Genomic DNA, 24,055 nt, shown 5'->3' with positions numbered 1-24,055 from the left:
ACATATGAGTCTCAATATTCAGTACAATACTGTGAAATATCAATCCAACCATTTTGTATGTTTGACAGTATTGCTGAAATTATTCCTTATCAAAAAATCAATCTGGACAGTCCCCTGCACCTCACAGTTAAACGTCTAGATATGATTCACCCTGAAATATCAGGAAATAAATTTTACAAACTCAAATATAACCTGCAAAAAGCAAAAAAATTGGAAGCACATTGTCTCATTACTTTTGGTGGTGCTTATTCAAATCACATTGCAGCAACTGCATATGCCGCCCATTTATTTGGATTTCAAAGTATTGGCATTATTCGTGGTGAAGAACTTATCCATCAGCCTCTTAATCATACCTTAGCTACAGCACAAAAATTCGGTATGACGTTTGACTTTGTTTCACGTGAAAAATATAGACAAAGGAATGATCCCATATTCCTTGAGCAGTTGAAAACCACTTATCCAGAAAGCTATATCATCCCGGAAGGTGGAACAAATCATCTGGCAATACAAGGTTGTAAGGAAATACTCACATCTCAGGATCAACTGGATTATGACTATATTTGTTGTGCCGTTGGAACAGGAGGAACAATTTCTGGAATCATTGAAGCAAGTAATGAGCGACAAAAAATTCTGGGGTTTTCAGCACTAAAAGGTAATTTCCAAAAATACGATGTGCAAAGGTGGACACAAAAAATCAATTGGAATATTACGGATGATTATTGCTTTGGCGGGTATGCTAAATTTTCAGCAGAGCTACATCAGTTTATAGGTGACTTTGAAGATCTATATCACATTCCCCTTGACCCAGTTTATACAGGAAAAATGATGTACGGTATCATGGATCTTATCTCAAAAAACTATTTCCCCAAACATAGCCGGATCCTGATCATTCATAGTGGTGGTCTGCAAGGTAAAATTTCACGTTGATCAACACCTGAAATTTACAGAAAACTTAGCTATAATTCGCGGCTTTTAATCATGGCGAGTTCCTTATGTCTTCTCAACAATATGATGTCATCGTATTGGGTGCTGGTGCATCTGGCTTAATGTTGGCTGCTCTCGCTGCTGCACGTGGTCGCCATGTTCTTATTTTAGAAAAAGCCAATAAAATAGGCAAAAAGATCCTCATGTCTGGTGGTGGTAAATGTAATTTTACGAACTTATATGTTGAACCTGAGAACTATATATCGCATAACCCTCATTTCGTCATTTCTGCACTTAGCCGTTATAGCAACTGGGACTTTATTGGCAAGGTTTGCGAATATGATATTGAATACGAAGAACGTAAGCATGGACAACTTTTCACATTAAATGGTGCAAAAGAAATTTTGAAAATGCTTGAAAATGAATGTGAAAACACAGGTAGAGTTGATATTAAAACCAACTGTGAAGTCAAAGCAGTCACAGCTATAGAGGAATATGACTTTCAAATCTCTACTGTTCAGGGGCATTTTCAATGCCACTCTGTTGTGGTCGCTACAGGAGGTTTGTCTATCCCTACCCTAGGTGGTTCAGGATTTGGCTACGAACTGGCAAAACAATTTGGACATCATGTTTATCCTACCCGAGCAGGTTTGGTCCCTTTCACTTTCTCAGATCAGTTCAAAGAAGTTACAACCCGCTTAAGTGGTAATGCAATTAATGCTACGCTTTCAAATGACCTGAATAGTTTCAATGAAGCACTCCTTTTCACTCATCGTGGTTTAAGTGGACCTAGTTCCCTACAACTTTCAAACTACTGGGATATAGGACAAAGTTTTCACATTGATTTATTACCATCTTTGGACATTGCCAACTTTTTAAAAAATAAAAAACAAAGCCACCCTAAAGCACTACTTCGTACATTACTAAATGAACATTTACCCAAAAATGTCACACTAGAGTTTCAAAACCTGATTTGGCCTGATATCGCTGAGACACCGATATCAAATGTGAGTGATGAAAAACTACTACAAATTGCGAACAGCATACATGCTTTTGAGGTCAAACCCTCTGGAACAGAGGGTTATCGTACTGCCGAAGTGACATTAGGTGGTGTTGATACCAGTGAAGTATCCTCAAAAACAATGGAAAGTAAAAAGCAAAAAGGTTTGTACTTCATTGGTGAAGTACTTGATGTCACAGGACATTTAGGTGGTTTTAACTTTCAATGGGCATGGTCATCAGCATATGCCGCATCACATTATGTTTAACAATAATAGAGGTATTTATTTTACCTCTTCAATTTCATCTGTTTGCTGATTTTCACTATATAAATCATTCTGTAACTGATGTGTTTCCTGCTTTTTCTTTTTAGGTTTTGCAAAGACAAACTTATAAGCACTTGCCAAAAAACCCACTGTTATTCCAGCAATCACAATAGGTGCTAAAAATTTATTAAATTTCTTTTGCGGCATCTTTATCCCCCTCATAAAAATAAAAAAGATCGACCATATTTATCCTGATCGATCTTTCATTAAATTAAAAGGTTATTTTAGGTCATCTTTTGAATCTGTATCTTTAGAGGATTCTTCGGTTGAACCATAAGGAGGATTTGCATCCTTATATTCAGATTCAATAACGTCAATATCCTCAGTGACTTGGTTATGCACTTGTGTATCTGGATTAACAGTTGACGTTTCTTCCTGATGAAGTGGATTCGGCTGATTAGCTTCTTTTTTAGCTTTATCAATCAAATCAGTCAGTACCCGTTCGGCAGGTTGTCTGCCTCCAAGTCCAAATGCCAGAGCAAAAGCGACAGCTACCGAACCAAGCGTTAATCCAAACGCCAGATTCACAATAGAGTCAGCGATACCCATTGCTCTTAGCCCCATGGCAAGAACCAATCCCATGATCAGAATACGAACCAGATTACCTAACCATCTTGAACTGTTATATTCACCACGTTGTACAACATTTGCGACAATATTTGCTAACCAGAAACCAATTACCAAAATGACAGCACCCAGTAAAATACTTGCACCAAACTGGATAAAGATTGCAATCAGCTCACTGATTTGCTCAAAACCGAGTCTATTTGCTGCTTCTGATACAGCAAACAGCATAGTGAAGAATACGATTAGATAACCCAAAATATGTGAAACTTTGGTATTACCTAAAAAGCGCTGAACTTCCAGCTTTTCAGGAATCTCATCAACACCTGTTCCAGCCACAAGCTCTGCAACCAGTCTGGCAACAAAACGTGAAACAATATAGGCAAGAACCAGAATCAATCCGGCAGCAATCACATTTGGAATAGCTGTCATGATTTGACTCAGCATTAGAGTCGCTGGTGCGGAAATCGCTTCGATACCCAATGCTTCAAACGCTACAATTAATGCTGTGATAATAATAATTGCAAAGACAAATGAGCCTAAAAACTTAGAGACATTTGAGTTTTTAAATAATCCGATCTTTTCTGCCTGACTTTGTAAATTCAGACTATTGGTTAAACCCTCAACAATTCCCCGCACAATTTTTGCAAGAATATATCCTACAAAAATAATCACACCAGCTATAAATATATTTGGAATATATGAAACAGCAACATTCACCATATTTTGTACTGGTGTGAGTAAACCATTTAATCCCAAAATCGAAAGTACAATAGGCAAGAATAATAATAAGATTAGCCAATAAATAATTTCAGCAATATTTTCACTGATCGGGCTTACCCCAACATCTGCACTGAGTTTTTCATCAAGCTGCGTTTTGGCTAAAACCCTGACCAACCCTGCTCTTGCTAAACGTGCAACGACCCAGCCAATAAATCCAACAACGATAGCAGCAATAATATTAGGGACAAAAATTAAAAACTGCCCGATCATGTCACTAAGTGGTCCACTGACACTACTGATATTGAGTACGTTAAGTGCAGCAATAACGGCTAAAATTAAAATAAACCAAAATACGAATTTTGAGATTATCGACTCATAATCAGGTCTATGTGAATCTGCAACAGTCCTCCCTGTTGCACTGGAAAGATTATGATTTGTATTCACTTTTTGTAGCAGTTTTTTAATACCTGCTGCAACAATCAATGCAATAATCCATCCTACAATGAGGATTAAAACTGCTGCGATAATGGGATGAAACTGATCCCAGTAATACATCATATTTAATCCTCTTGGATCTCCAGTAAAATAACCATTCATCGTATTACCCTCTTGTTATCATCTATTGGCAAAGATGTTGTTGTGTTATCAATAGATTTGTATCTTATTAGATACAACATTATAAATAGGTGATTTTTTATTCAAGCAAACTATGCATAAATACAACAAAAGTTTTACAGGCATTAAAAAAGCTTTAGCAAGAAACTAAAGCTTTTTTATATATTTCAACTTTATAGATATATCAAATTTGACATCACTGTTGATTTGATATTTTTATCACTGAATAATTTTCAATGACCAGTTTATTCAATAACTTATTTTGCCCAGTCAGCAATCATATAAAGCAACATTGCTAAAAAGAACAAACCTACAATAATCAGCATATAAACAGGTAAGCGGCGTTTTTGAGCAATTTCTTCAGCACTGGTTACATGTGATGGTCGTTTAAAATCATGTTGCATACGCACCTCTCTTATTTATAATCGATTGGTGAATTTTTATACTATCTCTATTTCTTATGGCTGTGTGTGAAAATTTGTTATTGGAGGTATTTATCACAATTATTCAAAGTCTGGCTGCAAAATGCGCTATAATACTGTCCCTCTATTTTTGATTTCCAACTTTATGTCATATCAAAGGCAACCTGTATCTCTTGATCTAGACACAGATGTCACCCATCAATGTTATCTACATACAACACGAGATGAACATTTAATTGGAATACTTGAGTTTCATAAACCAAGTTATCTTTTAAAATGGGGTGATCTGGAATACTTTCGACGTCGTACTGAAGAATTATCAGTGATGCCTTTTCCTGATTGTATCAATGCAATGATTATTGATATTCGTAATGTACACCCATTTCTGGATAATGACGTTCCAATTATTCCCTGGCGTTTACTTGAAGAAGAATGTCCAATTCGTTTAGTCGTGCCTGCTGAACGTCTGGAATACTATGCCGGCTTTTTTGAACCAACATGGCTCACCAGCGATTTAGATACTGCTATCTATGAGCTTCGTGAATTTATGGATATGTTTGTACATTAAACATATCCTTATCAAAAAATAGAAATCATCACTAATATTGAAAATTACCAATAATTTTCTACAGCAATATTCCCCTCTCCACGTCTATTCATCGTCAATCCTCTTGCCTTTAATGCAGCCTTTGTATCATCAACCATTTGCGGATTACCACATAACATGACATGCGTCGTATCAGGATTAAATTTTAAGCCAACAGCATTTTCCAATTCACCATTTTCGATAAGTACAGGCAAACGTTCATGCAAAGGTGCGAGCGGATCCCGTGTAATTATCGGGACAAATTTAAAGCCAGTATGCCCCTCACCAAATGTCTCTACAATCTCATTAATACGATCAATATAGGCTAATTCAGAGGTGGTTCTTACACTATAAGCCAAGGTTATAGATGAATATTTTGACCAGGTTTCAAAATCTTGTAGCATTGAAAGAAATGGTGCCAACCCTGTTCCTGTAGCCAATAACCATAAATCTCTAGGAAGCGGTAACTGATAACGTGCCAACGTCAAAAAACCATAAGGAATTTTTTCTAGATAAAGTTCATCGCCTACTTTTAAATGTTGTAGATTGGAAGTAAATGCGCCATCAGGAACGACGATCGAGAAAAACTCAAGTGTCTCATCAAAAGGAGACGAAACAACCGAATATGCCCTGACAACCAGATCATCACCAACTTTCAGACCTATACGCGCAAACTGACCTGCGGTAAATTTAAAATGTGCTGGTCTTGTCATGGTAAAACTGAACAGATTATTCGTCCAGCGATGAACAGATAACACTTTTTCTAAGCTAAATTTTTCAATTGACATGATTTCAACGTGGCATGAACGACACTGCTCATGGTAGCATGACACTCATATTTTTGAATAATTTTAAATGTTAAGGCTAAATTCCATGCGCATGACATTACGCCAATTGGCTGTTTTTGTAGCAGTCGCCCAAGAAGGAACTGTGACTAAAGCTAGTGATGCAGTAAGACTGACTCAAAGTGCTGCGAGTATGGCTTTAGCTGATTTAGAAGATGGCCTGGGTGCTCCATTATTTGATCGTTTGGGTAAACGCTTACAACTTAATGATCTAGGTCGTTTTTTGCTTCCGCAAGCTTTGGAAATACTAGGGCGTTGTGAAGCTTTTGAACAGGCAGCGAAAGGTGAATTACAAAGCATTGATTTAAGAATTGGTGCAACCCTCACCATTAGTGATTATTTAATGCCTGATCTAATGGCTGGTTTTTTGCAAAAACAACCTCAGGCACATTTACAGCTACAGGTTGGCAATACACGCCAAATGATCGAGGCGGTAAACCAGTTCCAACTCGATTTAGCACTTATTGAAGGCTCATGTCACTTGCCACAGCTACAATGTATCCATTGGCGTGATGACGAATTAGCTGTCTGCTGCTCTCCTCAACATCCACTTGCTCGACTTGAGCGTACTTTGACAGTGAATGATTTTAACAACGTTGAATGGATTCTACGTGAAGAAGGCTCTGGTACACGTGAAGTCTTTGATAATGCTATCTTGCAAGATTTACCTAATGCGAATATCCGTCTTACACTAGGTCATAATGAAGCTATTTTAAAAATTGTCGCTGGTGGTCTAGGAATGTCCTGCATTTCAAAGCTTGCAATTGAACCACTTCGTGAAAAAGGGCAACTTGTTATACTGGATACACCATTCTGGCAATTGACCCGCCCTCTATTTATGCTTGTACATCGTCAGAAATATCAGGGACCAGGGTTGAAAGCATTTATGAACTTTTGTGAAAATTAATATATAAATCAGGCTACTCCCATATGGGAGTAGCAGAGTAAATCAGAACATGTAATCTATGGAAAGTAACTGTTTTTGAGTACCCATCTGTTTACTAGTCTAGAATAATTAGAATTTACTTATAAACTTCAGCCATCAGATCATTTATGTGAACATTTAATAAAAATCCTAAAGCTTTATTACTTTCATTTATCTATCTTGGATAAATACTTACATCTTGAAAATTATGTCATTTTCATCTGAACCTGTTCAAATGCTTTAATCGCAACTTCTTTCGGCAGTAAATTCAAATCATTGACTGCAGCCTGTTTTGAAATCAAACCCAAACCATCTGCCACCAATGACCAGTTATGTACATGAAAAATCCCTTGCCAACCTTTTCCAATATAATGATTGATATCGATTTCCCTTAAAGTACGTTGTTGCATAATCTGCTTAAGCTCATGATATTCATCAGGATACGGAAGATTAGAAATATCTTGCCAAAAAGCATTGTCCTTACGGGTACAATCATAGTGCATTCGAAGAAAATCACGAATCCCATGCCATGCGAGCAAATTTCCTTCATTATATTTTTCTATATTTTTGTCTGTAATCAACCATCCAGATTGACTGATGACCTGCCCCAAGCTTCTCAATTGTTCAAATGTTTGTCCCAGAGATGTGGCTTCCAATGGTTCAACAAATCCTGAAGCTAACCCAACTGACACAACATTTTTGATCCAGACTTTTTTATATATACCAGGAACAAAACTTAAAGTTTTAAACAATTCAATTTTATTGCCATGCCTTTGTTCCAGCTCATCCATAGCCTGTTGTTCGGTTTTATGAGCACTACTGAATACATATCCAGCCCCAATCCTGTCTTTTAACGGAATTTGCCACTCCCAGCCAGCTTCAAATGCTGTTGCTGTTGTAATTAACTCAGGATTCTCTTTAGGGTGCTGTAAATGATAAGGAATTGCCTTGTCTAAAATTAAATATTTTTCAAATGATTCAAAGTCAGATTTCAAATATTTACCAATCAATATTCTTTTAAAACCAGATGCATCAATGATAAAGTCGGTCTGTGTAATGCCTTTGTCAGTGATAATCTTACATACATTTCCTTGCTCATCTTGTTCAAAGTCTTGCACTTCAGCATCTTCATAAACTACATGTCTTTGTATAGCAATTTTTTTCAAAAACTCTGCGACCGCAAAACTGTCAAAATGAAAACTAACACCTATTCCCCCCTGATTTTCAGTTTGTAGCAAATGTTTAGTCATTTCATCAAAACCAATTGGCTTTATAATATCCTGATAAATAGGAATAATTTTATGTAATTCTTTTCCCAAAGCAATGTAAGCCGCCATCACAGGATAAATATCAGCATATTTTTCTGACATTTCAACTAAACGGTGATTCATAAAAAAATGAAAATATTCATCATTTTCAAGCCCAGTACGCCACCCCTTATATCGAAACCCCAATTTATAGTTTGCTTTGGTTTCTTTAATAAATTCTCCAGTTGGAATCTGTAAATGATTCAGGGTCTGAACAATATTGAGTAGCCCTCCTTCACCTACCCCAACTATACCTATTTTTTCAGAAGCAATTACTTTAACTGCAACACCAGGATGAAATATTTTTCGAATAACTAATGCTGCAAACCAACCTGCAGCTCCCCCACCGATAACAGTAATCTGTTTGGCATTTCTTAAATCAAGCATAGCGAACCTTATTTATTGATATTATCCCCGCAAGATACTATAAACTGTATTTTCTTTAATAGCAGATTAATTTAATAATTTCCCATTGATTTATATATTTTTATTTTTTCTACATTATCATTTAAATATAAAAAAAGGCCTTTTATAAGCCTTTTTTTATGATTATTACAATAATAATTCAATCAATCTTTTTGCACACTACCAAAGATTTTATCACCTGCATCACCTAAACCTGGAACAATATAACCGCTAGTATTTAACCCTTGGTCAATTGAAGCAGTGAAAATAGTTACATCAGGATGTTTTTCTTCTACTTTTTTGATACCTTCAGGAGCTGCAACCAACACCATCACACGGATATCCTTACACCCACTTGCTTTTAACACATCAATTGCAGCAACTAAAGATGATCCTGTAGCCAACATTGGATCAATGATCATTGCAATACGATTTTGAACATCTGGTACAAGCTTTTTATAGTATGTACGTGCCTGTAAAGTTTCTTCATCACGTTCTAAACCTAACACAGATACCTTGGCACTTGGGATTAGATTAAGAAAGCCTTCAAGCATCCCTATTCCAGCACGTAAAATTGGAACTACAGTGATTTTTTTACCAGCAATACGTTGTGTAATAACTTTACCAGCCCAACCATCAACTTCATGATCTACAACAGGTAAATCTTTGGTTGCCTCATAAGTTAGCAACATAGTGACTTCCTGAGCCAGTTCACGAAAATTCTTGGTACTAATATCTGCACGACGTAATAAACCCAATTTATGACGAATGAGCGGATGACGAATTTCATGAATAGCCACGGGAGAACACCTAAAATACAGTAAAGTTGAAATATTATAATTGTTTTTTTGATAATAAATAAGAAAAGCCCTCAACGAATGAGGGCTTTTTTTGTTAAAACTTATCGTTTTTACAGATTAATGTTGCTGACTCAAGATGAAATGCAACGGTGACAAGATTTCAGACTTTAACGCAAGGTTGATAATCGGATCTGGATAAACACCAATGATCAAAACCAAAGCAGCCGCACCAAGCACCATAATACCCCCCACTTTTTGTCCCCAATGGTCGACAGCATCAATACGAGGCTGGTCTGGTGGAGTCATATACATTACAACCATTACACGCAGGTAATAATACAAACCAATACCACTACCAACAATAATCATTGCTGCCAGGAACCAGTGCTGGGTTGTTACAGCAGCCATAATGACCATAAATTTACCAATAAAACCTGCTGTTAACGGAATACCCGCTAAAGACAGCATCATTACTGTTAAAGTTGCTGTAAGCACTGGACGACGCCAGAACAGTCCCCGATAATCTGCAAGGCTCTCAGCTTCATCGAGATTATTGTATGGGCTAGACATTAAAGCTACAGCGCCAAATGCACCAATCGTAGTCAAAGTATAGGCAATAATATAAACACCAACACTACCCAGACTTGCATAGGTCATACTGACTAAACCGATAAGTAAGTAACCAAAATGTGCAATAGATGAATAACCTAAAATACGTTTCAAGTTGACTTGACGAACTGCAAGCATGTTACCGACAAGGATTGAAAGCACCGCGATAATCATAATGATTGTATCAATCGACGGGATAAGGATCGCACCTGAAGTCAATAAGAAACGGATCACCAAACCAATTGTTGCAACTTTAGCAACTGTAGCCAAGAATGTAGCAATCGGAGCTGGCGCACCTTGGTAAACGTCTGGAGTCCATTTATGAAATGGAGCAAGCGAAAGCTTAAATCCAATAGCAAAAATGATTAAACCTAAGCCTAATACTACCATCGGTTGACGAATTGCTTCAAATAATGCCTGAACAGAATCATAGAATGATAATGAACCTGTATAAGCATAAATGAATGCCATACCCATCAATAACATTGCTGAAGCAGTAGCAGAAAGTACCAAATACTTCACACCTGCTTCTAATGATTTTTCACGTTGATAGGTATAGGCCAACAATCCATAAACTGGAATTGACATAAGTTCAAGACTGATAAAGAACGAAGCGTAATTTGAACTTGCCACCATTAATAAAGCACCAGTCACAGATGCCAACATCAATAGGTAAAGCTCTTCACGATTTTCTTTATAAGTTTCAATATATGCATGCGATAAAGTACAGCATGCTAGTGCAGCAATAAGAATCACCAATTGATAAAGCAATGTAAATGGATCAACCATAAACAAGTTCATCACGTTTGATGGAGCGAAACCACCACCAAACATCATGATTAAAATATCTAAAGCTGCAAGATTTAGACCTACCACTGAAGCTGTTGCGATTAAATTATGATTACGTTTAATTGCAGTGAGGATCATCACGACGATCGTAGTTAAAGCCACGATCATCACAGGAGCCAATGGCATGAGCTCAGAAAATGACATTGTGAAGTTCATGGCTTATTGGATCTCCACATTTTGTTGAGTCACTACTTGTTGGGCAGTATCAACGATTTCTTGAACAGGAATATAGCTGTTTGCTAACCACTGCATACTTGAGTTTGAAATATCCAAGAATGATTGTGGATAGATCCCTAACCATACCAACCCAAGTGCACAAATCAATAAAAGGACAATCTCACGAGCAGATAAATCTTTCAGTGAACTAGAGCCTTTCTGTGCATCTTTTGCTGTACCGAATAAAGTACGATGGATCAGGATTAGACCATAAAGACCTGCGAATACTAAACTTACAGCGGCAATAATCGTAAATGCCGGGAATTTACCAAACGATCCCATCATGATCAGGAATTCACCGATAAAGTTACCTAGACCTGGTACACCAACAAGGGCTGCAATAAAGAACATCAGGAAGAATGATAAATATTGCACTTGACCACGTAGCCCACCCATCAAACGCATGTCACGTGTATGAAGACGTTCGTACACTTGACCACACATGATGAACAATGCAGCAGATGATAAACCATGTGCCAACATCATGATCATGATGCCTTGGAAGCTAATAATGTTACCTGCATAGAGAGCAAGTAAAATAAAGCCCATATGTGAAATTGATGTATAAGCAAGAAGGCGTTTCATATCAGTTTGCTGGAATGCACACCAAGCACCGTAGAAAATACCAATTAGACCGAAGATGATCGCAATGTCTGCAAACTGTGCAGAAGCTGCCGGGAAGAATGGGATAACAAAGCGGAGTAAACCATACGCAGCTGTTTTGATCAAAATACCAGCCAAGTCCACAGAACCTGCTGTAGGTGCTTGGGCATGTGCATCTGGTAGCCAGCCATGAAGTGGGAACACCGGAAGTTTTACAGCAAAACCAATGAACATACAGATCATGAATGCATAAGCAACATGAGGTGCCTGAGCATCTAAGGTACGTGCAACAGCAAGCAGATAGTTATAATCGAAACCGATCATACCAGTCATCATATAGCCATACACAACTAGACCTAAGATACCAACGAGCATCACTAGACCAGCAACTTGTGTATAGATAAAGAATTTAGTGGCAGCATATACACGTGATTTGTTTTCTGACCCGTGATGCCCCCATAGAGCAATCAAGAAGTAGATTGGAACCAGCATCATCTCCCAGAAGAAGAAGAATAAGAACAAATCAATTGCAAGGAATACACCGATTACGCCACCTAGTGACCACAACAGGTTCAAGTGGAAGAAACCGACATTCTTCTGGATTTCACCCCATGAACAGCCTACTGCCAAGATACCAAGCAAAGCAGTTAAACCAACCATAAGCAGTGATAAACCATCAACTGCAAGGTGAATATTAATACCTAGAGCTTTAATCCAAGGAACATAAAACTCAGCTGCCCAAGTTGGTGCTTTTTGCCCCAACTCATATGTGTAGTTACCATGACTCCAAAGCGCTATCGTTAACCCTAAAGTTACGACCATACCAATTAAGGCTATGTAGCGTGGTAAATGGTCGTCGAGCTTATCGACGAGCCAGCAAATAAAACCTGCAATGAACGGTACGAGGATCAAAGCGGGCAAAATCCAATTATTTGTGATTTCCATCTTATTTCCCCACTACCTGAATAACGATCAAGATCATCAGTAAGACCACAACACCGAGTGACATACTTGATGCATATTCGCGTAGCGAACCTGTTTGACGAGCGCTGGTAAATTTATTACCACCTTTTACGATCGCTGGTAATACAAGCCATAAACCATCAATAGGATCACGACCAATGATCTTCGCCAAAAGTAAATATGGTTTTACAAAAACGATGTTATATAACGCATCAAAACCAAACGCATTACGGAGAATATTTGCAAGTCCTGCACCAAATGACGTATTGGCAAAACCTTTAACAGCATTGTATGCAAAAGCAAACAAAATAATCCCGACAACCAGACCAGCAAGTGCGATACCTACCGCTGTATATTCAGCACTATGCATACCAGCTTCTAAAGCTTCTGCTACATCAAATGCCGGAATTTTCGCAGCATTTAAAATATTTGCGACAGGATCTTTAAGTAATGCACCCACTGCTGTAGAAAGCACGAGTAAGATAGAGAGTGGTCCCCAGTAAGTTACACCCTTGATATCGTGATAAGGTGTTTTTTCTTCACCAAAGAATACAACCCAGATTAAACGGAATGTATAAATAGAAGTTAAGAATGCACCAATAACACCTGTCCAGTACAAGCAGTCATAAAGCGGATTTGCCTGACCTTGCACCCAAACGGCACCCAAAATCGCATCTTTCGAGAAAAAGCCCACAGTAATAAATGGAATAGCTGCAAGTGCACCACCACCGATAGCGAAACATGCAAACAGGAATTTATTACGTTTGAACAAACCACCCATTTTGAAAATGTTTTGTTCGTGATGATACGCAAGAATAACAGCACCAGAAGACAAGAATAACAATGCCTTGAAGAATGCATGCGCAAGCATATGGAATAGACCGGCTTGATATGCTTCTGCACCCACAGCCATGAACATGTAGCCAAGCTGACTCATGGTTGAGTATGCCAGGATACGTTTGATATCGGTCTGTACAAGTGCTGCAAAACCAGCAACAAGTAATGTTATCGCACCTGTAATCGCAATGAATTGAAGCACTTCAGGCGCCATTTCAAATACAGTATAGGTACGGCAAGTTAAATAAACACCTGCTGTTACCATAGTTGCTGCGTGGATCAATGCCGATACTGGTGTTGGACCAGCCATCGCATCTGCAAGCCATGTTTGAAGTGGAATTTGTGCGGATTTACCAGCAGCACCCAAGAACAACATCAATGCTGTCCAGATTGCCAAAGAATGCTGTCCAGCCAATACTTCATGTGCATTTTCAACGATTGTTGCCGTATGCAAAGTACCGAATGTCTGGTAAAGCAAGAATAACGCGATAAGTAGGAATACGTCGCCGACACGAGTTACAGTAAATGCTTTGATTGCTGCCAGACCATTGCTTGGATTTGAATAATAAAAACCAATCAACAGGTATGAACACAGACCTACACCTTCCCATCCCAAGAATAACAACGCCAAGTTGTCACCCAGTACAAGTAAAAGCATACTTGCAACAAACAGGTTAAAATATGAGAAGAAACGAGCAAAGTCTTCCTCACCACGCATATACCATGCAGCAAAAATATGGATGAGAAAACCAACACCAGTGACCATACCTGTCATTAATAATGACAGACCATCAAGCTGCAAACTGATACCAGGTGCAAAGTTACCAGCACTAAACCAGGTCCAAAGATGCTGGGTTTGAGAGACTGAACCATTATTTACAAAGTCCAATCCTGCAATCAATGCAAATAATGCTGATAAACCTACTGCTCCAACACCAATAATTGCTGAAACTTTCTCTGGTAGGTTATTACGCCCTGCCGCTAATAAAATAAAACCGATTAGCGGGAATAAAATCGTTAGATATAAATAACTCATCCGCGCATCTCACTAGCAGCATCCACATCCAAATGATGGAAGCGATGATAAAACTGAAGGACGATCGCTAGACCGATACAAGCCTCTGCCGCAGCAAGTGTCAAAATCAGGATAAACATGATTTGACCATCTGGCTGTGCCCATGCACTACCAGCCACAACGAATGCAAGTGCCGCTGCATTCATCATGATTTCAAGGCTCATTAACATAAACAATAAGTTGCGACGTACCATTACACCGTAAAAACCGAGTGCAAAAAGAATCGAAGCAACGATTAAACCGTGTTCTAAAGGTATATTACCCATTATTCTTTTCCCCTTCTGCACTTGGCTCACGTTTACCTAAGTGGAATGCTGCAACCAGTGCTGCTAGCAAAATCATCGCGGCAACTTCAACCAATAATAAATAGCGAGTAAAGAGTGCCTGACCGACAGCTTTAGGTCCTACAACTTCTTGTCCGATAGTTGCGCCCGCAGCCGTGTAGTCTGAACCAAGCATCCAGACCAAAGCCAAACCAAGCAAAAAGCTCATAAGTGCAGGATATGCCCATGTCGTTGAACTCAGCCATTTACGCTCTTGTTCTACTGTATGTGAACCTAGATTCAACATCATCACGACAAAGACAAATAACACCATAATCGCACCAGCATAAACGATTACTTCGAGTGCACCAGCAAATGGTGCCCCAATAGTCATGAAAATGCCTGCAACGGCAAGTAACGATACGATCAAGCTTAATAAAGCATGTACAGGATTCGTGTTAGTGACAACACGAACCGTAGAAATGATGGCCACGAGAGCCATTAAATAAAATGGCCAAATCATGGTAATAAGCTCCGTACGTCAACAGGTGCACTTTCTTTTTGCGCCTGACCTTTGTCTTTACCGTTAATTGCCATACCCGTTACACGATAGAAGTTATAATCCGGGTATTTACCAGGCCCTGAAATAAGTAGGTTTTCTTTCTCATATACAAGGTCTTGACGCACATATTCACCCAACTCGAAATCTGGAGTGAGCTGAATAGCCGTTGTTGGGCAAGCTTCTTCACACATACCACAGAAGATACAGCGTGAGAAGTTGATACGGAAAAACTCCGGATACCAACGACCATCTTCCTTTTCTGCTTTTTGTAAAGAGATACAGCCTACTGGACATGCAACCGCACAAAGGTTACATGCCACACAACGCTCTTCGCCATCAGGATCGCGTGTTAACACAATACGACCACGGTAGCGTGGAGGTACGATTTGTTCGGCTGGTACTTCAGGATACAAAATCGTATCGCGTTTACGTGTTACGTGGGTGAATACCATCCACAGCGTACGAACGATTGATCCTACTCCAGCTAGAATTTTATACATTTTGTACTCCCTGCTGTCCTAGGCTTGATTCATCAGAATCACAGCACCAGTCACCAAAAGGTTAACCAACGCTAATGGTAAACACACTTTCCAACCAAAGTTCATTACCTGGTCATAACGTGGACGCATTAAAGAACCACGTGCCAAGACAAACATCATTACAAAGAATGCTGTTTTAGCAATAAACCAGAATGCTGATGGAATAAATGAAATTTCCAGATTGAATGGTGCTAACCAACCACCGAAGAATAAAGTCACGATCAATGCTGAAATCAGGATGATGTTGACGTATTCAGCAACGAAGAACATCCCCCATTTCATACCACCATATTCTACGTGATAACCTTCTGCCAATTCTTGTTCTGCTTCTGGTTGGTCAAATGGATGGCGGTGAGTTACCGCAACACCTGCAACCACAAAAATCATGAAGCCTAAGAACTGAGGAACAATAAACCAGACATCACGTTGTGCTTCTACAATTTCACGAAGGTTGAAAGAACCCGCAATCGCAACTACTCCCATCAATGAAATACCCAAGAATACTTCATAAGAAATGGTTTGAGCTGCAGAACGTAGACCACCGAGTAATGCATATTTGTTATTAGAAGACCAACCACCAAATAACACTGCATATACTGCAATACCTGCCATTGCCATAAAGAACAACAGACCGATACTCATGTCGGCTACACCCAAGTAAGGACTTACAGGGATAACCATAAATGACATGACTGCAGTCGCCATCGCAACTGCAGGCGCTAAACGGAAAGTAAGCTTATCTGCAAATTTTGGTGTCCAGTCTTCTTTGAACATGATTTTAAGCATGTCGGCAACGATCTGGAACATACCACCCGGACCAACACGGTTAGGACCATAACGGTCTTGCCATAAACCAAGCAAACGACGTTCAATAAATGACATCAATGCCGCAAGCAATACCACGACCAACAGAATCACAATAGCCTGGATAACTGCATAAGCAATTGGCCAATCCTGTGCCCATGTTGGTAGAGCGCGTAAAGTTTCATTCATGATTACACTCCTACCGCTACAGATACAGGTTCAGCAAGTGATACCGTAGGTGCTTGACCAATTGGGTAACCGATATAACCTGCTGGTAAATAATCAATTACTTGCACAGGAAGACTAATGGAAGTTTCACCTGCTTTTACTGTAATAGTCTGACCGTCTTGAACATTCAGACGCTCGGCATCCTGCTCACCTACAGCAAAAGCAGCTTCAGGAATACGTGATTCCATAGCAGGTGTTTTCACTGTAAATTCACTAGAAGCAAAGATGTGATGCATCGGAACTAAACGGAAGCTTTCAGGATTCGCAACAACTGCTGTCGGAGCAACATAGCTACGTGCAGGACGTTTTGGTAAACGATCAAATAAACGAATACCAGAATCACCACCGATCAAGTGACCACCTACTTCATCTTGGTACTTATTCCAAGATTGTGGAGAGTTCCAACCTGGTGCCCATGCAAATGGAACCAATGAAGATGCTTTTTGTGGACCAACATAACCTTCCATGGAGAATGTTAATGCTGAGTCTACATCAATTGGTTGTTTCGGCTCATGCACTGAGATCGGAGCACGCATTGCAGTACGACCTGAATAACGACGTGGTTCACGTGCAATTTTCAAGCCTTGAACACGATAGCCTGCATCTGGTGCAACATCTTGAATTGCTTCAAGAACTGGAACGTTCTTGACAACAGTTTCAATCACATCATCCAGCAATGTCCAGGAAATAGCTTTACCTTGTACACCAGTTTCGATGGCATGTAACCAGCGCCATGATTCTTTGATGGCATATTCTGGTTTGTAATAGCTCGGATCATAAACTTGATAGAAGCGCTGAGCACGACCTTCCTGACTCACGACAGTACCATCACCTTCAGCAAAACTTGCAGCAGACAATACAACATCAGCAGCTTTAACAGTTTCAGTTTCAGAATGATCTAAAACAATGACTGTCTTGGCTTTTTCTAATGCAGCTTTGACTTGTGCAGCTGGTAAGCGGCGATACAGGTCATTTTCGACAATCACGATAGAATCATAATCTTGAGCAAATGCTTGCTCCAGGCTTAATCCACCGAATAATGCCAAGCCCATTGAATTCACTTCAGGAACAACCAATGTTAAGCCAGCATTTTCACCCAAGTTTTGAGTAAGTTGTGCTGCTGCTTCCATGATTGCTGGGTCTTGTAAACTTGTACCCGCAATAATCAATGGTTTTTTTGCAGCTTTTAAAGTATCAGCAACAGTTTGTGCAAATGCTTTCGCATCTTCATCTAAACCACTTACAGCTTCACCTTTTACACTTGCTGCAACAGCAAAACCTAAACGTGCTATATCGTTAGGAGAGGCAACTACTTCACCTTCGGCAACATCAGCTAAACGTGTTTGAGTCGCTGCCAGAATGTAAACTGGAGAGTTTGCATCCTGACCAATACGTTGCACAGGTTCAGCTAACCAGTCTTGTGTACGACGATCTGCTGCCATTTGTTTTGCTTTGTTTTTCGCTGCTTGGCGAACAGACAATGCCATACGTGGTGCAGTTTGTGTCAAGTCTTCACCCAAGATAAGAACGGCATCATAACTTTCAATTTCACGCATATTCGGGTTGTAAATACCCTCTGTTTGCATGATAGATGCAGCAAGTTCAACCAGACTTTGCTCTTTTTGAGACAGTCCTGTTGAATAGTTATCTTGACCAACCAATTCACGCAGCGCGTAGTTTGACTCCAAGCTTGCACGCGGAGAACCGATACCCAAGACTTTTTTGCCTTTGATATCTGAAATCACATGATCAAGAGCCTGGTCAACTGAAACAGTAGTGACTGAACCATTTGCACGGAATTGAGGCTGACGTGGGCGATCTTCACGATTGACATAACCTGTACCGAAACGACCTTTATCGCACAGGAAATACTGGTTTACAGAACCATTGAAACGGTTCTCAACACGGCGAAGTTCACCATAACGTTCACCTGGAGAGATGTTACAGCCTGAAGAACAGCCTTGGCATACGCTTGGCGCATACTGCATGTCCCATTTACGGTTATAACGCTCTGAGTGGGTTTTATCAGTAAATACACCTGTTGGACATACTTCAGTCAAATTGCCTGAGAATTCTGACTCTAAAGTGCCTGATTCTGGACGACCAAAGTAAACACGTGATGCATTGGCGTAAACACCAAAGTCAGTACCACCTGCATAATCTTTATAGTAGCGAACACAGCGGTAACATGCGATACAACGGTTCATTTCATGGGCGATAAATGAACCCAATTCCTGGTTGTAATGCGTACGTTTGGTAAAACGATAGCGACGACGATCATGACCAGTCATCACTGTCATATCTTGTAAATGACAATGACCACCTTCTTCACATACTGGACAGTCATGTGGATGGTTTGTCATTAAAAACTCAACGATAGATTCACGAAAATCTGTCGCTTCTTTGTCTTCGATCGAGATATAGGTATTGTCAGATGCCGGCGTCATACATGACATCACTAAACGACCACGCGTATCATCTGCGTTTGCGTATTGTTTGACAGCACATTGACGGCAAGAACCTACAGAACCTAAAGCTGGATGCCAACAAAAATATGGGATGTCGATACCTAGGCTCAAACAAGCTTGTAGCAAGTTTTCCGAGCCGTTGACTTCGTAGTCTTTTCCATCGACATGAATTGTAGCCATAGTCGAATTCCTTAAGCTTGTTCTACGTTGCTGGCTTGAGCTGCTGGCTGACTAGCCACTTTAGCTTCAAACTCGCTACGGAAATGTTTGAGTGCACCCATAAGCGGCTCCATTGCACCTGGAGCATGAGCGCAGAAAGTTTTACCGATCCATAATTTACGAGTTAACTCTTGTAAATGATCGATATCCTCTTTCTTACCTTCGCCAGATTCAAGTGCTTTTAGCGCTTTTACAGCCCATGGCAAACCATCACGGCATGGTGTACAAAAGCCGCAAGATTCACGTGCAAAGAATTCTTCTAAGTTACGGGTTGCCGACACCATACATTGGGTTTCATCAAATACCATGAGCAAACAAGTACCTAAACGGGAACCTGCTTTCATAATGCTTTCTGAGTCCATTGGAAGATCAATGTGTTCAGCTGCAAGGAAATCGGTAGATGCTCCACCTGGTAACCAAGCTTTTAATTTAAGACCATCACGCATACCACCCGCGTGCTCTTCAATCACTTCACGTGCTGTAGTACCAAATGGTAACTCCCAAAGACCAGGAAATTTGACTTTACCTGACGCACCATAAATTTTAGTGCCTGGATCTTTTGATTTACCTTCAGATAAGCCGATGTACCATTCAGGCCCACGAAGCATAATCGCTGGCAAGTTATTATAAGTCTCTACGTTATTTACAATCGTAGGTCGACCCCATGCCCCAGCAACTTGAGGAAATGGTGGCTTGGTACGTGGGTTTGCACGGCGACCTTCAAGCGAGTTAATCAATGCGGTTTCTTCACCACAGATATAACGACCTGCTCCGGTATGCACGTGTAACTCGAAGTTCCAGCCTGTACCTAAAATGTTTTCACCTAAATAACCTTTAGCACGAATCTGCTCTAAAGCTTCATTTAAGTATTTTGCCGCTTCGATGTATTCACCACGAATAAAGATATAACCTTGAGTTGCTTCAAGGGTATAACCTGCAATCAACATCCCCTCAATGAGCTGGTGTGGAAGTTTTTCCATCAAAAGACGGTCTTTAAACGTTCCAGGTTCCATTTCATCGGCATTACAAATGAGATAACGTGGACCACCATCGTTTGGTGCCATAAGCGACCATTTGATACCAGCAGGGAAACCTGCACCACCACGACCTTTTACTGTTGCAGCTTTTACAACTTCGAGTACTTCGGCAGGCTGCATGGAAACAGCTTTTTTAAAACCGGCATAACCTTCGAGCGCTTCATAATCATCGGCATTACGAACGTGTTCTTGTTTGCTCAAACGCCATGTTAATGGATGAGTTTCTGGATTTCCGTCGCCATAAATTGGTTTTGGTTCAGTATTCATACATACTTCTCCAATAACTGTTGAATTGATGTCACTTCAACCAAACCGTGAGTATCTTCATCAATCATCAGGGTTGGACCTTTGTCACAGTTTCCGAGACAGCAAATTGGCAATAGTGTAAAACGACCATCTGCAGTCGTCTGACCAAACTGGATACCCAATTCGCGCTGGAAAGCTTCGGCTAAAGTCTCAGCACCCATTAAAAAGCAAGCAATCGAGTCACATAATAAAATTACATGACGACCTACAGGCTGGCGATAAATACGATTATAGAAAGTTGCAACACCTTCCAAATCAGCAACACTAATTGAAAGCAATTGAGCAATCGCGTTTAGCTGCGCATCATCTACCCAGCCATTACGGCGTTGTACACACTTTAAAGCATCTAACGACGCTGCACGTGGGTACGGATAGTGACCAATGTGATGCTGAATTTCATGAATTTCGTCATGAGTCAAAATTCCTTCAACATTCACGCGTGGCTTTTTATCAGTCAAAATCATCATAATGCGTTTCCCCTAGCGATCCACGTCAGCCATAACGACATCAATCGTCGCTAAATAAATGATCAAGTCAGATACAAGACTGCCGTTAATCACGGAAGGAATTTGCTGTAAATGTGTGAAAGTTGGCGTACGGATACGGGTACGATAACTCATCGTTGATTTATCCGAAGTTAAGTAATAGTTACTTGCACCTTTCACCACTTCTGCCATTACAGATGATTCACCTGCTGGCATTACAGGACCCCATGAAACGCTCAAGAAGTGCGTAATCAAAGTTTCAATATCTTGTAAAGTCTTATCTTTTGGTGGTGGAACTGCCAATGGATGATCTGCTTTATATGGACCAGATGGCATGTTATCCAAACACTGTTTCACGATTTTCAATGACTCGTTGATCTCATGGAAGTGAACCATGACACGAGCATAAGCATCCCCTTCGTACTCTAGTGGAACTTCAAAGTCGTAATTTTCATAACCACTATATGGACGATATTTACGAACATCAAAGTCAATACCTGTCGCACGAAGACCAGTGCCTGTCACACCCCATGCCAATGCTGATTTAGCATCATATTGAGCGACATTTTGTGTACGACCCATAAATACCGAGTTGCGAAGCGCAGCTGTATAGTATTCATTCATACGTTTTGGCATCCATTCGAGAATTTCACGAATAAGTTTTTGCCAGTTATTTGGAAGGTCGTGTGCTGTCCCACCTATACGGAACCATGCTGGGTGCATACGGAAACCTGTGATCGCTTCAATTGCATCATAGATTTTCTGACGGTCAGCAAACATATAGAATACTGGGGTCATACCACCCGCATCCTGAATCGCAGTACCGATATACAACAAGTGATTATTGATACGGAACAACTCAGACATCATGACACGAATACATTGTGCACGATCCGGGACTGTGATACCTGCCAGTTTTTCCACACCCATTACATAAGGCATGTTTTGCGCACAACCACCCAAATAGTCCACACGGTCTGTATATGGAATAAATGAATGCCAAGTTTGACGTTCAGCCATCTTTTCCACACCACGGTGGTGATAACCGATATCAGGTACACAGTCTTTTACTTCTTCACCGTCCAACTGTAAAACCACACGGAATGCACCATGAGCAGATGGATGGTTTGGCCCCAGGTTCAGGAACATGAAGTCTTCGTCAGCGTTACCGCGTTTCAAGCCCCAGTCTTCTGGAACAAAACGAAGATGTTCCTGTTCAAAATCCTGCTTGGCTTTATCTTGCATATACGGTGTATATTCGGTCGCACGTGCAGAATATTCTTTACGAAGTGGGTGACCTTCCCAATATGTCGGTAACAAAATACGACGCAGCATTGGATGCCCATCGAAATTAATACCGAACATATCGTAAGCTTCACGTTCGTACCAATTGGCATTTGGCCAAATGTTTGTTGCTGTCGGGATATTGAGATCACTCTCACTTAAAGCAACTTTGATACGGATATCTGAATTACGTTCTAACGATAGTAAGTGATAGAACACGGTAAAATCAGATGCAGGCAATCCTTCGCGGTGTGTGCGTAAGCGCTCGTCCATTGCAGACAAGTCAAACAACATCACATAAGGACGAGCAACTGTACGCAAGAACATCAATACTTCTTGCACACGAGCACGCTCTACCCAGACTGTTGGAAAATCTTCACAAGTCGGTTGCACGTAGAAGTTCTCACCAAATTTGGTCTTGAGTTCTTCTACAATTGCAAATGCTGGGCGCGAATCAACTGCAGCTGATTCTTCTGGCATAGCAATTTCAGTTTCAGCCATTGGCTTGGCTTCCTATTTAATACAAATTCTATCAATTTTCATGATGAACATATCCTTCTGATATGCCTTAAACTTCATCTTGAAAAATTACTCAATTTCATCCATAGAGCGTAAATTTTTCACAGCAATACGCTCAGCATTCTTACGATCGCGTTCCGGCATCATCTTTGGCTTATATACTGGCTGAAGATCATCACCGATCACTGCAGAAAGAGGACGACGCTCTAATTGAATTTGGTTTTGTAACAGCATTAATGCTTGAATCAATGCTTCTGGACGTGGAGGACAACCTGGCACATACACGTCAACCGGGATAATTTTGTCAACACCTTGAACAACTGAGTAAATATCGTACATACCACCAGAGTTTGCACAAGCACCCATTGAAATTACCCATTTTGGCTCCAGCATTTGTTCATACAAACGCTGAATTACAGGAGCCATTTTAACAAAACATGTTCCTGCAACAATCATCAAGTCAGCCTGACGTGGTGAAGCACGAATAACCTCGGCACCAAAACGCGACATATCATGCACACCTGTTAATGTGGTTGCATATTCAACGTAGCAGCATGATGTACCAAAGTTGAAAGGCCATACTGAATTTTTACGGCCCCAGTTCACAGCTGTATGTATTACATCCTCTAAACGGGTCATGAATACATTTTTATTCACTTCTTCCTCAAGCGGATCCGTTACAACTTGACGCTCTTGAAGTGGATATTGGTCAGCTTCTGGATTCGCACGGGTCAATGTGTATTTCATC

Annotated in this window: 21 protein-coding genes and 1 pseudogene; 4 read left to right on the top strand and 18 right to left on the bottom strand. The window is 40.2% G+C overall.

Annotation, left to right across the window (positions count from 1 at the left end; genetic code table 11):
- Positions 1-57 precede the first annotated feature (57 nt).
- Both KPC_RS00835 and KPC_RS00830 read left to right on the top strand, forming a co-directional pair.
- Positions 58-927: a 1-aminocyclopropane-1-carboxylate deaminase/D-cysteine desulfhydrase gene (locus KPC_RS00835; protein ID WP_121972561.1), complete on the top strand. Its 870-nt coding sequence runs from the start codon at positions 58-60 to the stop codon at positions 925-927.
- A gap of 65 nt (positions 928-992) precedes the next feature.
- Complete coding sequence (locus tag KPC_RS00830; RefSeq protein WP_121972560.1) at positions 993-2,192, top strand: BaiN/RdsA family NAD(P)/FAD-dependent oxidoreductase; 1,200 nt, start codon at positions 993-995, stop codon at positions 2,190-2,192.
- A gap of 15 nt (positions 2,193-2,207) precedes the next feature.
- On the opposite strand, the gene KPC_RS00825 is transcribed toward KPC_RS00830, so the two are convergent.
- The 3 genes and pseudogenes from KPC_RS00825 to KPC_RS20290 all read right to left on the bottom strand — a co-directional run.
- Positions 2,208-2,396 carry a hypothetical protein gene (locus tag KPC_RS00825; protein WP_121972559.1) on the bottom strand — a complete coding sequence of 63 codons (189 nt, stop codon included), beginning with the start codon at positions 2,394-2,396 and terminating at the stop codon, positions 2,208-2,210.
- Between the two features lie 72 nt (positions 2,397-2,468).
- Complete coding sequence (locus KPC_RS00820; protein ID WP_121972558.1) at positions 2,469-4,133, bottom strand: mechanosensitive ion channel; 1,665 nt, start codon at positions 4,131-4,133, stop codon at positions 2,469-2,471.
- Positions 4,134-4,420: 287 nt separating this feature from the next.
- A pseudogene (locus KPC_RS20290) lies at positions 4,421-4,555 on the bottom strand (hypothetical protein); the annotation flags it as partial.
- Positions 4,556-4,718: 163 nt separating this feature from the next.
- Between KPC_RS20290 and KPC_RS00815 the strand changes: the two are divergent.
- A complete protein-coding gene (locus KPC_RS00815; protein WP_121972569.1) occupies positions 4,719-5,141 on the top strand; it encodes a hypothetical protein in 423 nt (140 codons plus the stop codon).
- 44 nt (positions 5,142-5,185) lie between these two features.
- On the opposite strand, the gene KPC_RS00810 is transcribed toward KPC_RS00815, so the two are convergent.
- The gene (locus tag KPC_RS00810; RefSeq protein ID WP_121972557.1) at positions 5,186-5,947 is read right to left on the bottom strand and encodes a ferredoxin--NADP reductase; all 762 of its coding nucleotides are present in this window, start codon (positions 5,945-5,947) and stop codon (positions 5,186-5,188) included.
- A gap of 85 nt (positions 5,948-6,032) precedes the next feature.
- Here KPC_RS00810 and gigC point away from each other — a divergent pair, with 85 nt between their 5' ends.
- On the top strand, positions 6,033-6,911 hold the full coding sequence (gigC, locus tag KPC_RS00805) for a LysR family transcriptional regulator GigC (protein WP_121972556.1): 879 nt from the start codon (positions 6,033-6,035) through the stop codon (positions 6,909-6,911).
- A gap of 224 nt (positions 6,912-7,135) precedes the next feature.
- Here gigC and KPC_RS00800 read toward each other — a convergent pair whose 3' ends face one another.
- The 14 genes from KPC_RS00800 to KPC_RS00735 form a co-directional block, all read right to left on the bottom strand.
- Positions 7,136-8,623 carry a tryptophan 7-halogenase gene (locus KPC_RS00800; protein ID WP_121972555.1) on the bottom strand — a complete coding sequence of 496 codons (1,488 nt, stop codon included), beginning with the start codon at positions 8,621-8,623 and terminating at the stop codon, positions 7,136-7,138.
- Between the two features lie 182 nt (positions 8,624-8,805).
- Positions 8,806-9,441, bottom strand: a complete 636-nt coding sequence (gene upp / locus KPC_RS00795) for a uracil phosphoribosyltransferase (RefSeq protein ID WP_121972554.1) — start codon at positions 9,439-9,441, stop codon at positions 8,806-8,808.
- A 117-nt stretch (positions 9,442-9,558) separates the two neighbouring features.
- Positions 9,559-11,055 carry an NADH-quinone oxidoreductase subunit NuoN gene (nuoN, locus tag KPC_RS00790; protein WP_121972553.1) on the bottom strand — a complete coding sequence of 499 codons (1,497 nt, stop codon included), beginning with the start codon at positions 11,053-11,055 and terminating at the stop codon, positions 9,559-9,561.
- 3 nt (positions 11,056-11,058) lie between these two features.
- Positions 11,059-12,663: an NADH-quinone oxidoreductase subunit M gene (gene nuoM / locus KPC_RS00785; protein WP_121972552.1), complete on the bottom strand. Its 1,605-nt coding sequence runs from the start codon at positions 12,661-12,663 to the stop codon at positions 11,059-11,061.
- Position 12,664: 1 nt separating this feature from the next.
- Entirely contained in the window at positions 12,665-14,554 is a 1,890-nt protein-coding gene (gene nuoL, locus KPC_RS00780; protein WP_121972551.1) for an NADH-quinone oxidoreductase subunit L, read from the bottom strand.
- Complete coding sequence (gene nuoK, locus KPC_RS00775) at positions 14,551-14,859, bottom strand: NADH-quinone oxidoreductase subunit NuoK (protein WP_004827952.1); 309 nt, start codon at positions 14,857-14,859, stop codon at positions 14,551-14,553. The genes nuoL and nuoK overlap by 4 nt, the downstream gene beginning before the upstream one ends.
- Positions 14,852-15,376, bottom strand: a complete 525-nt coding sequence (gene nuoJ, locus KPC_RS00770) for an NADH-quinone oxidoreductase subunit J (RefSeq protein WP_171334393.1) — start codon at positions 15,374-15,376, stop codon at positions 14,852-14,854. The genes nuoK and nuoJ overlap by 8 nt, the downstream gene beginning before the upstream one ends.
- Positions 15,376-15,918: an NADH-quinone oxidoreductase subunit NuoI gene (nuoI, locus tag KPC_RS00765; RefSeq protein WP_121972549.1), complete on the bottom strand. Its 543-nt coding sequence runs from the start codon at positions 15,916-15,918 to the stop codon at positions 15,376-15,378. Before nuoI ends, nuoJ begins: the two co-directional genes overlap by 1 nt.
- Before the next feature lie 18 nt (positions 15,919-15,936).
- Positions 15,937-16,950, bottom strand: coding sequence for an NADH-quinone oxidoreductase subunit NuoH (nuoH, locus tag KPC_RS00760; protein WP_121972548.1), 1,014 nt, complete (start codon positions 16,948-16,950; stop codon positions 15,937-15,939).
- 2 nt (positions 16,951-16,952) lie between these two features.
- Entirely contained in the window at positions 16,953-19,637 is a 2,685-nt protein-coding gene (gene nuoG / locus KPC_RS00755; protein ID WP_121972547.1) for an NADH-quinone oxidoreductase subunit NuoG, read from the bottom strand.
- A gap of 11 nt (positions 19,638-19,648) precedes the next feature.
- The gene (gene nuoF / locus KPC_RS00750; RefSeq protein ID WP_121972546.1) at positions 19,649-20,980 is read right to left on the bottom strand and encodes an NADH-quinone oxidoreductase subunit NuoF; all 1,332 of its coding nucleotides are present in this window, start codon (positions 20,978-20,980) and stop codon (positions 19,649-19,651) included.
- The gene (nuoE, locus tag KPC_RS00745; RefSeq protein WP_121972545.1) at positions 20,977-21,486 is read right to left on the bottom strand and encodes an NADH-quinone oxidoreductase subunit NuoE; all 510 of its coding nucleotides are present in this window, start codon (positions 21,484-21,486) and stop codon (positions 20,977-20,979) included. Before nuoE ends, nuoF begins: the two co-directional genes overlap by 4 nt.
- Positions 21,487-21,498: 12 nt before the next feature.
- On the bottom strand, positions 21,499-23,289 hold the full coding sequence (gene nuoC / locus KPC_RS00740; protein WP_121972544.1) for an NADH-quinone oxidoreductase subunit C/D: 1,791 nt from the start codon (positions 23,287-23,289) through the stop codon (positions 21,499-21,501).
- Between the two features lie 87 nt (positions 23,290-23,376).
- Positions 23,377-24,054 carry a NuoB/complex I 20 kDa subunit family protein gene (locus KPC_RS00735; protein WP_121972543.1) on the bottom strand — a complete coding sequence of 226 codons (678 nt, stop codon included), beginning with the start codon at positions 24,052-24,054 and terminating at the stop codon, positions 23,377-23,379.
- Position 24,055: the final 1 nt, after the last annotated feature.

It is taken from the genome of Acinetobacter stercoris (assembly GCF_900323515.1).
In the GTDB taxonomy this organism is placed as follows: domain Bacteria; phylum Pseudomonadota; class Gammaproteobacteria; order Pseudomonadales; family Moraxellaceae; genus Acinetobacter; species Acinetobacter stercoris.
This window is presented reverse-complemented; position numbering and strand designations above follow the sequence as displayed.

Bases quoted from the DNA above. Each gene is read 5' to 3' on its own strand.
- KPC_RS00835 (WP_121972561.1), top strand. From the start codon at position 58: ATGTTTGACAGTATTGCTGAAATTATTCCTTATCAAAAAATCAATCTG.
- KPC_RS00830 (WP_121972560.1), top strand. From the start codon at position 993: ATGTCTTCTCAACAATATGATGTCATCGTATTGGGTGCTGGTGCATCT.
- KPC_RS00825 (WP_121972559.1), bottom strand. From the start codon at position 2,396: ATGCCGCAAAAGAAATTTAATAAATTTTTAGCACCTATTGTGATTGCT.
- KPC_RS00820 (WP_121972558.1), bottom strand. From the start codon at position 4,133: ATGAATGGTTATTTTACTGGAGATCCAAGAGGATTAAATATGATGTAT.
- KPC_RS00815 (WP_121972569.1), top strand. From the start codon at position 4,719: ATGTCATATCAAAGGCAACCTGTATCTCTTGATCTAGACACAGATGTC.
- KPC_RS00810 (WP_121972557.1), bottom strand. From the start codon at position 5,947: ATGTCAATTGAAAAATTTAGCTTAGAAAAAGTGTTATCTGTTCATCGC.
- gigC (WP_121972556.1), top strand. From the start codon at position 6,033: ATGCGCATGACATTACGCCAATTGGCTGTTTTTGTAGCAGTCGCCCAA.
- KPC_RS00800 (WP_121972555.1), bottom strand. From the start codon at position 8,623: ATGCTTGATTTAAGAAATGCCAAACAGATTACTGTTATCGGTGGGGGA.
- nuoN (WP_121972553.1), bottom strand. From the start codon at position 11,055: ATGAACTTCACAATGTCATTTTCTGAGCTCATGCCATTGGCTCCTGTG.
- nuoM (WP_121972552.1), bottom strand. From the start codon at position 12,663: ATGGAAATCACAAATAATTGGATTTTGCCCGCTTTGATCCTCGTACCG.
- nuoL (WP_121972551.1), bottom strand. From the start codon at position 14,554: ATGAGTTATTTATATCTAACGATTTTATTCCCGCTAATCGGTTTTATT.
- nuoK (WP_004827952.1), bottom strand. From the start codon at position 14,859: ATGGGTAATATACCTTTAGAACACGGTTTAATCGTTGCTTCGATTCTT.
- nuoI (WP_121972549.1), bottom strand. From the start codon at position 15,918: ATGTATAAAATTCTAGCTGGAGTAGGATCAATCGTTCGTACGCTGTGG.
- nuoH (WP_121972548.1), bottom strand. From the start codon at position 16,950: ATGAATGAAACTTTACGCGCTCTACCAACATGGGCACAGGATTGGCCA.
- nuoG (WP_121972547.1), bottom strand. From the start codon at position 19,637: ATGGCTACAATTCATGTCGATGGAAAAGACTACGAAGTCAACGGCTCG.
- nuoF (WP_121972546.1), bottom strand. From the start codon at position 20,980: ATGAATACTGAACCAAAACCAATTTATGGCGACGGAAATCCAGAAACT.
- nuoE (WP_121972545.1), bottom strand. From the start codon at position 21,486: ATGATGATTTTGACTGATAAAAAGCCACGCGTGAATGTTGAAGGAATT.
- nuoC (WP_121972544.1), bottom strand. From the start codon at position 23,289: ATGGCTGAAACTGAAATTGCTATGCCAGAAGAATCAGCTGCAGTTGAT.
- KPC_RS00735 (WP_121972543.1), bottom strand. From the start codon at position 24,054: ATGAAATACACATTGACCCGTGCGAATCCAGAAGCTGACCAATATCCA.